The sequence below is a fragment of the Micromonospora phytophila genome (assembly GCF_023656545.1).
Classification (GTDB): Bacteria; Actinomycetota; Actinomycetes; order Mycobacteriales; family Micromonosporaceae; genus Micromonospora; species Micromonospora phytophila.
On sequence record NZ_JAMOKF010000254.1, the window covers coordinates 1 to 8,081 of the forward strand.

Sequence of the window (8,081 nt, forward strand, 5' to 3'; positions counted from 1 at the left end):
GCCGTCGCCCGACGCGGTGGCACGGTGGTCGGGCCGGACACCGGGCCGGTGCGGCTCGCCGCCGCGTCCGGGGCCGCGACGGTGGCGCTGTTCGGCCCGACCGACGCCCGGCGGTACGGGATGGGCGGCACCGACCTGCAGGGGCTGCCCGGCTGCCCGCACCGGCTGCCCACCGCGATCACCGAGCAGCCCTGCTGGTGGCAGGCGCGCTGCCCGCTGGACGTCACGGGCCCCGCCTGCATGACGGACCTCGGCGTCGACACCGTCCTCGCCGCGGTCACCGCCGGCTGACGTCCCACTCTCGAAACGGAACGCACCCGGCCCCCGGTGACCGTCCGACGCGGCGGCTTGGCGCACCGGTCAGCCTGACCTAACCTTGTCGCACGAGGGGAGTACTTCCCACGAACCATTCCGGTCAGTACGGCGGGCCCCGGAGCACGCCTCGGGTGGTTGCCCACGGAACGTGGGTGAAGGAGACCTCGAACATGACACCGTGTTCGAGGAGGCTCCATGAGCGAACTGTCGTACCTTGCTGCCACCGACATCCAATCGGTGGGCACCCCGACCCTCTGGGGCGTCACCATCGCTGGCGTGCTCGCCCTGCTGGTGCTGGACTTCCTGGTCACCCGCCGCCCGCACGAGGTGTCGATCCGGGAGGCGCTGGGCTGGTCGGCGTTCTACGTGGCCCTCCCGCTCGCCTTCGGCGCCTGGATCTGGTCCCGCTACGGCTCCCAGCAGGGCGTGGAGTACCTCACCGGTTACCTGGTGGAGAAGTCGCTCTCCGTCGACAACCTCTTCGTGTTCATGCTGCTGCTGGCGGCGTTCGCGGTGCCCGCGGCGCTCGCCCAGCGGGTGCTGCTCTACGGCATCGCCGGCGCGCTGGTGCTGCGCGCGGTCTTCATCGCCCTCGGCGCGGCCGCCCTGCAGACCCTCGACTTCGCCTTCCTGCTCTTCGCCGTCATCCTGATCGCCACCGCGGTCAAGCTGCTGCGCGACGCCGTCTCCGGCCACGAGCAGGAGGTCGACATCTCGAAGATGCGGTCGGTGAAGCTGCTGCGCCGGTTCATGCCGGTCGTCGAGGAGTACCAGGGCACCCGGCTGACCGTCCGGCAGAACGGCCGGCGGGCGCTCACCCCGCTGGCGTTGGTCACGGTCGCGGTGCTCGCCACCGACGTGGTCTTCGCCGTCGACTCCGTGCCCGCCGTCTACGGCATCACCGAGGACCCGTACCTGGTCTTCGCCACCAACGCGTTCGCCCTGCTGGGGCTGCGGGCGCTCTACTTCGTGCTGCATGCCGCGCTCAGCCGCCTGGTCCACCTCAGCTACGGCCTGGCCGTCATCCTGGCGTTCATCGGCGTCAAGCTCGGCCTGCACTGGGCGCACGGCATCTGGTCCGGCGTGCCGGAGATCCCGACCCTGGCCTCCCTGGGCGTCATCATCGGTGTCCTGGTGGTCGTCACCCTCACCAGCCTGGGGGCCACCCGGGGGACCGCGCCGGCCGAGGAGGACGTCCCCGTCGAGCACCGGTGAGCGCCCCTCACCCGTCGTGGTCGGGTCCGGCCGACCGCACCTCGGCGTCGCACCCGAGGTGGTACGACTGACGGATGGGAATCGTGTCACCGGGCTTCCAGGGCCGGCCCCGCTCCGCGGAGCCGGCCCTGCCGGCGGGGCAGTACCTGACCCAGGACTTCCCGGTCCTCTCCGCCGGCCCGACGCCGAGGGTGTCCCTGGACACCTGGGAGTTCGTGATCTCCACCGAGGGTGGCGTCGAGTACCGCTGGAGCTGGGACGAGCTGAGGGGGCTGCCCCAGGACACCCCGACGGTGGACATCCACTGCGTCACCCGCTGGTCGAAGCTCGGCACCAGCTGGCAGGGCGTCTCGCTGGACACCCTGCTGGAGGGCATCGGGACCGCCGCCCACTACGCGCAGGCCCACTCGTACGGCGGCTACACCACCAACCTGCCTTTGGCCGACCTGCGCGGCGGGCGGGCCTGGGTGGCGCACACCTACGACGGTGCCCCGCTGCCCGCCGAGCACGGCGGCCCGGCCCGGCTGCTGGTGCCGCACCTGTACTTCTGGAAGTCCGCCAAGTGGGTGCGCGGCATCCGGCTGACGACCACCGACCAGCCCGGATTCTGGGAGACCGCCGGCTACCACGACTACGGTGACCCGTGGCGTGAGCAGCGGTACCAGGGCGATTGACCGCCCCGCTGCGGTGGCAGGAAGCCCGGCTCGTCGAGCGCCGGGTGGAGACGCCCACCGCGCAGTCGCTGGTCCTTCAGGTGCCCGGCTGGCCGGGGCACCTGCCCGGACAGCACCTGGACGTGCGGCTGACCGCTCCCGACGGCTACCGGGCCGCCCGGTCGTACTCGCTGGCCGGGCCGGCCGTGGACGGACCGGGTGGCGGGCGGATCGAGCTGACCGTGCAACGGGTGGACGACGGCGAGGTGTCACCGTATCTCATCGACACCTGGGCCGAGGGGGACCCGGTGGAGGTGCGCGGGCCGGTCGGCGGCTGGTTCGTCTGGCGGCCCGAGGAGACCGCGCCGGTGCTGCTGGTGGGCGGCGGTTCGGGCATCGTGCCGCTGATGGCGATGGTGCGCAGCCGCCGGGCGGCCGGCAGTCGGGTGCCGTTCCGGCTGCTCTACTCGGTGCGCACCCCCGCCGACGTGTTCTACGCCGACGAGCTTCGCCGCCGGGTCCGCGACGACCTCGGGCTCGACGTGGCACACGTGTACACCCGCCAGGCGCCCGAGGGCTGGCGCGGCGAGCCGCACCGGATCGGCCTGGCCGACGTGAACACCCACGGCTGGCCGCCCGACCTGGAGCCGCTCTGCTACGTCTGCGGCCCCACGGGCTTCGTGGAGACCGTGGCGGACCTGCTGGTTGGCCTCGGACACCAGCCCCGGCGGGTGAAGACCGAACGGTTCGGGCCCACCGGCTGAGCGTCGAGGAGACACCATGACCGACATGTCCTACCTGGACGGCAACATGCTCGACGGCCCGCTGCGGGAGCTGTTCGCCGTCGACCTCAGCACCGCCACCGGGCGGTGCGAGCACTGCGGCATGATCGGCCCGATGGCCGCCCTGCAGGTCTACCCGCACGCCCCCGGCCTGGTCGGGCGCTGCCCGAATTGCGCCGGGGTGATGCTGCGGCTGGTCCGCTCGCCGGACCGGGCCTGGCTGGACCTGCGCGGCGTCACCTACCTCCAGGTGCCGATGCCACTGGACCAGCCGCACCCGCGTCCGCTCTGAGGTCGCCTGCCGGCAGCGTCCGGTCGGGGCTGTGCCGCCGTGGCCGGCTCGCCAGCCTCGGCCGCGACGATCACGGGAGGACGGCCATGGCGGGCTCCGGGCGACGACCGTTCGCGGAGGGCGTCGACTACCGCCGCCGGTTCCGGCGGCACCGGGCAAGGGACGACGGCGCCGCCGGGTGCCCGGTGACGACCGTGCTCGCCCCGCACGGCGGCGACATCGAGGTCGGCACCTCGGAGCTGTGCCTCGCCGTCGCCGGGTACCACCCGGAGACCCTCGCGCCGATCGCCGAAGCGAGCTCGCGCTACGACTACTGGATGTTCGAGGGCCTGCGCTCCACCGACAACCGGCTGCTGCACGTCACCTCCACCAGCTGCGACGACCCTCAGGCGGAGGCGCTCTGCGGCGGTGCCGTGTACTCGCTCTCCCTGCACGGCTGCAAACCGGGTCAGGCCGGGCTCCCCGACACCGGCCAGGCCGTCGTGGTCGGCGGGCTCGACGCCACGCTCAAGGCCCACCTGTTGCAGGAGTACGCGGCGGTCGGCATCCCGGCGCTGGACGGCGCCGCCTTTGCGGAGCTGGCCGGCGTCTCGCCGCGGAACATCGTCAACCGGAACCTCTCCGGCGCCGGCGCCCAGTTGGAGCTCACCACGCCGCTGCGCAACGCCATGTTCGGCACCAACACCCGGGCGCGGCGCAAGCACACCACGTTGCCGCTGTTCTGGACCTTCGTCGCGGCCACCCGGGCCGCCGTCGCCCGGCGGGTGGCCGGCTGACCGGACCTGCGCCGGGCCGGCCGTACGGCATCTTCGGCCGAGCGGGGTCATAGTCGGGCGGGCCGGCTGTCGCGGCCCGAACCGGGTGGACAACGCTCGTCCGGGCGGCGAGAGTGGTCCGCCGTGAGATATCTGCGTACCGCCGCGGCGGTCGGCATCCGTCGGCCCCGGCCCGGCGACGAGGCCGAGTTCGTCGCGGCGGCCCGCCGCAGCCGCGACCTGCACCATCCCTGGCTCGCCGCCCCCGACGACCCCGCGAAGTACGCCGCCTACCTCAGCAGGATCCGCCGCCGCGACCACACCGGCTACCTGATCTGCGACCGCGCCTCGGGCGCGATCGCCGGCTACGTGAACATCAGCGGGATCATCATGGGCGCGTTGCGCGGCGGCTACCTGGGCTACGCCGCCTTCCTGCCGTACAGCGGCACCGGGCACGCCTCGGCCGGTATCGGGCTGGTGGTCGCGCACGCCTTCACGGCGCTCGGGCTGCACCGACTGGAGGCGAACATCCAGCCGGGCAACGAGCCGTCCCGCCGGGTGGCCCGCCGGCTCGGCTTCCGGCTGGAGGGCTACTCCCCGGACTACCTGTACATCGACGGGGCGTGGCGCGACCACGAGCGCTGGGCGATCACCGCCGACGGAGCCGGCGCAGCCTGACCCTCGTCGGGCGTGGGGCAGCGGGTGATCTCCGCCGCCCCGCCGACTCAGCGCCCCGGGCGGCGTGATTCGGGTCGCTGCATGCTCAGACGTTCGAACCGCCCCTGCTTCTGCTCGACGCGCCGCCGCTGCCGGGGCGTGAGCTGTGTGCGGCCGCTCTGCCGCAGGTAGATCGGCTGTCGCTGGTCGTTGGACATCGGCATGCTCATGACGCTGTCCTCCATTTCGACGGCGGGTGGGACGAGCGCCCCCACCGTCCGCCGGGGCCGGGTGAGGCGGCCCCACCCGGCCCGGGTGAACCGGCGACGGCGGTCAGCTGCCCGGCCGGGGGAACGCGACGGGGGAGCGGTGACCGTCCCGGCCCACCGCCCGGACGCCGAAGGAGACGTTGTCCTTGGACAGGTCGATGGTCGCCTCGGTGACGTCGCCGACCGCGATCACCCGCTGCCACTCGGCGGCCGTGGTCTCCCGCCACAGCACCTCGTAGCCGGCCAGGTCCGGCTCGTCGCCGCGCTGCCAGCGCAACGTGGTGTCGTTGGTGAGGTTGGTGGTGACGACGACCGCGATGTCCATATCCTCGACCATGAATCCGGTGAAACTTTCACCCGGAGCGGGTGATGACCCACGGTGACCGCGCTGCCTACGGTGGGGCACATGGCTGCCGTGCGTCCGACACCCGCCGATCCCGCGCCCGGCCCCGCCGCCGCCCGGGACGTCGGTGACCAGCGGGCCATGCCGCCGGAGATGGGCCCGGACGCGATGGCGGTGCTCAGCGGCCCCACCTTCATGTACTCCGACTCGACCGGCGACGTGCCACCCGGCAGCATCGGCGGGCTGGTTCACCTGGACACCCGGCTGCTCAGCGGATGGGTCCTCTCGGTCAACGGCGGCCGGCTGCTGGTGCTGCGGGCCGAGACGATCGACCACTACTCGGCCCAGCACGTGCTGACCAACCCCGAGCTGCCCGGCCTGCCGACGAACAGCCTGGGGGTCCGCCGGCTGCGCTACGTCAGTGAGGGCTTCCACGAACGGGTGGAGATGGTGTCGTTCCGGCCCGAACCGGTCCAGGTGCAGCTGCGCCTCGCCGTCGCCGCCGACTTCGCCGACCTGTTCGAGGTCAAGTCCGGCGTCCGGGACCGGTCGGGGCAGATCGTGCGCAGCCACGAGCCGGCCGGTTCCGAACTCTGCTTCTCCTACGAGAACCAGGACTTCGCCTCGCGTACCCGGGTCTGCTGCTCCCCGCCGGCCGACCGGGTCGAGGGTGACCAGCTGGTCTGGGAGTTCGAGCTGCCGCCAAAGGCGCTCTGGCGGGTGGACCTGGACGTGCCACTGCCACCCGGGATGGGTGTGGTGGAGCCGGTCCGGGGAGACATCGCGGACGTGATCCACCAGCGGGCCGACGACCCGCTCCGCCGGTGGACCGCTGACCGTGCCGTCCTGCGCAGCGACGGCCAGGCGCTGGAGCGGGCCGCCCGGCAGTCGCGCGACGACCTCTCGGCACTCCGGCTCGACCTGGAGGTCAAGGGCCAGCGGATCATGCTGCCCGGCGCGGGCCTGCCCTGGTTCCTCACCGTCTTCGGCCGGGACACGCTGATCACCGCGTACCAGACCCTGGTCGCGGGGCCGGCCCTGGCCAGGGGGCGCTGCTCGCGCTGGCCCGGCTGCGCGGTGACAGCTGCGACGACTTCACCGACGAGGAGCCCGGCAAGATCCTGCACGAGGTCGGTTGGAGACGGACTGACGGCACCTGGGCGAGCTGCCGCCCCGGTGATGTGACCGGCCAGAGGAGCTGCCCGAACTGCCACGTTTGTCCCGGCTTTCGGGGGGAACGGGGCCGGAATGACAAAACCTCGTGTGGTGATCGTGGGGGCCGGGTTCGCCGGTTACCACGCGGCGAAGACGTTGAGCCGGCTCGCCAGGGGCCGGGCCGAGATCGTGGTGCTGAACTCCACCGACTATTTCCTGTACCTGCCGCTGCTGCCGGAGGTGGCCGCCGGCGTGGTCGAGCCGACGCGGATCTCCGTGCCGCTGACCGGGACGCTCGACGGCGTGCGGGTGGTGATCGGCGAGGCGGACCACGTCGACCTGCAGAACCGCTGGATCGGCTTCCGCCAGCCGGAGGGGGACCGCAACCGGCTGGCGTACGACCGGCTGGTGCTCGCCGTCGGCAGCGTCAACAAGCTGCTGCCCATCCCCGGGGTGACCCAGTACGCCCACGGCTTCCGCGGCCTGCCCGAGGCGCTCTACCTGCACGACCACGTGATCCGGCAGATCGAGCTCGCCGAGCAGGCCGAGGACCCGGCCGAGCAGGAGGCCCGGTCCACCTTCGTGGTGGTCGGCGCCGGCTACACCGGCACCGAGGTCGCCGCGCACGGCCAGCTCTTCACCGACCGGTTGGTGGCCCAGCGACCCCGGCTCAAGATCCGCCCCCGGTGGCTGCTGCTCGACGTGGCGCCCCGGGTCCTGCCCGAGATGAGCCAGCGGATGTCGGGCACCGCCGACCGGGTGCTGCGCCGTCGCGGCGTGGACGTGCGGCTGGGCACCTCGGTCGCGGTGGCCACGGCCGACGGGGTCACGCTCACCGACGGCGACTTCGTGCCTACCTGCACGCTGGTCTGGTGCGTCGGCGTGCGGCCCGACCCGTTCGTCGCCGATCTGGGACTGCGCACCGAGCGGGGCCGCCTGGTGGTGGACGAGTTCCTCACCGTTCCCGGCTTCCCCGAGGTGTACGCCTGCGGTGACGCGGCGGCGGTGCCGGACCTGACCCGCCCCGGGCAGATCTGCACGATGACCGCGCAGCACGCGCAGCGGCAGGGCACGCTGGTCGCGCGGAACATCGCCGCCTCCTACGGCAAGGGGCGGCGCAGGCCGTACAAGCACCACGAGCTGGGCTGGGTGGTGGATCTCGGCGGCAAGGACGCGGCGGCGAACCCGTTGAACGTGCCGCTGTCGGGGCTGCCCGCCAAGGCGGTCACCCGCGGTTACCACCTGCTGGCGATGCCGGGCAACCGGGCCCGGGTCGGTGCGGACTGGCTGCTCGACGCGGTGTTGCCCCGCCCGGCGGTCCAGCTCGGCCTGGTCCCGGCGAACAGCGTCCCGCTGGAGAGCTCCTCGCCCGAGGTCCCCGTCCACGCTCGCTGAGGCGACGTGGAGCCCTACCAGGTCCACCTCCGCTGACGCGCGTGGTGCCTCGCGTTGTCCGGGCCGGTCAGGCCCGGTCGACGGTGGCGTCGGTGGCGGGACGGGCGCCGGCGACGAAGGCGTCCAGCGTCGCCGCGTGCAGCACCCCGCCGGGCACCGGATCCCTCGCCACCCGGGCGGCCAGCCGACCGACCGGCAGTCGTCCGCCGCGCGGCGCGGCGGCGAGCACGACGTTGCCGTACCGCCGGCC

11 protein-coding genes and 1 pseudogene are annotated in these 8,081 nt (G+C 73.1%); 9 read left to right on the forward strand and 3 right to left on the reverse strand.

Features of this window, described 5'->3' with window-relative positions; translation table 11 throughout:
- From NCC78_RS23510 to NCC78_RS23540, 7 genes are all read left to right on the forward strand, one after another.
- A partial coding sequence (locus NCC78_RS23510; protein WP_284706347.1) for a glycosyltransferase family 9 protein occupies window positions 1–291 on the forward strand: 291 nt, incomplete at its 5' end.
- 219 nt (window positions 292–510) lie between these two features.
- Complete coding sequence (locus NCC78_RS23515) at window positions 511–1,530, forward strand: TerC/Alx family metal homeostasis membrane protein (protein WP_250797100.1); 1,020 nt, start codon at window positions 511–513, stop codon at window positions 1,528–1,530.
- Window positions 1,531–1,604: 74 nt separating this feature from the next.
- Window positions 1,605–2,204 carry a sulfite oxidase-like oxidoreductase gene (locus tag NCC78_RS23520; RefSeq protein WP_250797102.1) on the forward strand — a complete coding sequence of 200 codons (600 nt, stop codon included), beginning with the start codon at window positions 1,605–1,607 and terminating at the stop codon, window positions 2,202–2,204.
- The gene (locus NCC78_RS23525; RefSeq protein WP_250797103.1) at window positions 2,201–2,947 is read left to right on the forward strand and encodes a ferredoxin reductase; all 747 of its coding nucleotides are present in this window, start codon (window positions 2,201–2,203) and stop codon (window positions 2,945–2,947) included. Before NCC78_RS23520 ends, NCC78_RS23525 begins: the two co-directional genes overlap by 4 nt.
- Before the next feature lie 16 nt (window positions 2,948–2,963).
- Entirely contained in the window at window positions 2,964–3,257 is a 294-nt protein-coding gene (locus NCC78_RS23530) for a DUF6510 family protein (RefSeq protein WP_250797104.1), read from the forward strand.
- Window positions 3,258–3,343: 86 nt separating this feature from the next.
- Window positions 3,344–4,033, forward strand: a complete 690-nt coding sequence (locus tag NCC78_RS23535; RefSeq protein ID WP_250797105.1) for a poly-gamma-glutamate hydrolase family protein — start codon at window positions 3,344–3,346, stop codon at window positions 4,031–4,033.
- 123 nt (window positions 4,034–4,156) lie between these two features.
- Complete coding sequence (locus tag NCC78_RS23540; RefSeq protein WP_250797106.1) at window positions 4,157–4,690, forward strand: GNAT family N-acetyltransferase; 534 nt, start codon at window positions 4,157–4,159, stop codon at window positions 4,688–4,690.
- 47 nt (window positions 4,691–4,737) lie between these two features.
- Here NCC78_RS23540 and NCC78_RS23545 read toward each other — a convergent pair whose 3' ends face one another.
- Both NCC78_RS23545 and NCC78_RS23550 read right to left on the reverse strand, forming a co-directional pair.
- Window positions 4,738–4,899, reverse strand: a complete 162-nt coding sequence (locus NCC78_RS23545; protein ID WP_250797107.1) for a hypothetical protein — start codon at window positions 4,897–4,899, stop codon at window positions 4,738–4,740.
- Between the two features lie 103 nt (window positions 4,900–5,002).
- Window positions 5,003–5,263, reverse strand: coding sequence for a hypothetical protein (locus NCC78_RS23550; RefSeq protein WP_250797108.1), 261 nt, complete (start codon window positions 5,261–5,263; stop codon window positions 5,003–5,005).
- Between the two features lie 81 nt (window positions 5,264–5,344).
- On the opposite strand from NCC78_RS23550, the gene NCC78_RS23555 reads away from it, so the two are divergent.
- Both NCC78_RS23555 and NCC78_RS23560 read left to right on the forward strand, forming a co-directional pair.
- Window positions 5,345–6,466, forward strand: coding sequence for a glycogen debranching N-terminal domain-containing protein (locus NCC78_RS23555; protein WP_250797110.1), 1,122 nt, complete (start codon window positions 5,345–5,347; stop codon window positions 6,464–6,466).
- 63 nt (window positions 6,467–6,529) lie between these two features.
- Window positions 6,530–7,831, forward strand: coding sequence for an NAD(P)/FAD-dependent oxidoreductase (locus tag NCC78_RS23560; protein WP_250797111.1), 1,302 nt, complete (start codon window positions 6,530–6,532; stop codon window positions 7,829–7,831).
- A 67-nt stretch (window positions 7,832–7,898) separates the two neighbouring features.
- Here NCC78_RS23560 and NCC78_RS23565 read toward each other — a convergent pair.
- A pseudogene (locus NCC78_RS23565) lies at window positions 7,899–8,081 on the reverse strand (spermidine synthase); the annotation flags it as partial.

Coding starts and splice junctions, on each gene's coding strand:
- NCC78_RS23515 (WP_250797100.1), top strand. CDS start 511: ATGAGCGAACTGTCGTACCTTGCTGCCACCGACATCCAATCGGTGGGC.
- NCC78_RS23520 (WP_250797102.1), top strand. CDS start 1,605: ATGGGAATCGTGTCACCGGGCTTCCAGGGCCGGCCCCGCTCCGCGGAG.
- NCC78_RS23550 (WP_250797108.1), bottom strand. CDS start 5,263: ATGGACATCGCGGTCGTCGTCACCACCAACCTCACCAACGACACCACG.
- NCC78_RS23545 (WP_250797107.1), bottom strand. CDS start 4,899: ATGAGCATGCCGATGTCCAACGACCAGCGACAGCCGATCTACCTGCGG.
- NCC78_RS23560 (WP_250797111.1), top strand. CDS start 6,530: ATGACAAAACCTCGTGTGGTGATCGTGGGGGCCGGGTTCGCCGGTTAC.
- NCC78_RS23535 (WP_250797105.1), top strand. CDS start 3,344: ATGGCGGGCTCCGGGCGACGACCGTTCGCGGAGGGCGTCGACTACCGC.
- NCC78_RS23555 (WP_250797110.1), top strand. CDS start 5,345: ATGGCTGCCGTGCGTCCGACACCCGCCGATCCCGCGCCCGGCCCCGCC.
- NCC78_RS23530 (WP_250797104.1), top strand. CDS start 2,964: ATGACCGACATGTCCTACCTGGACGGCAACATGCTCGACGGCCCGCTG.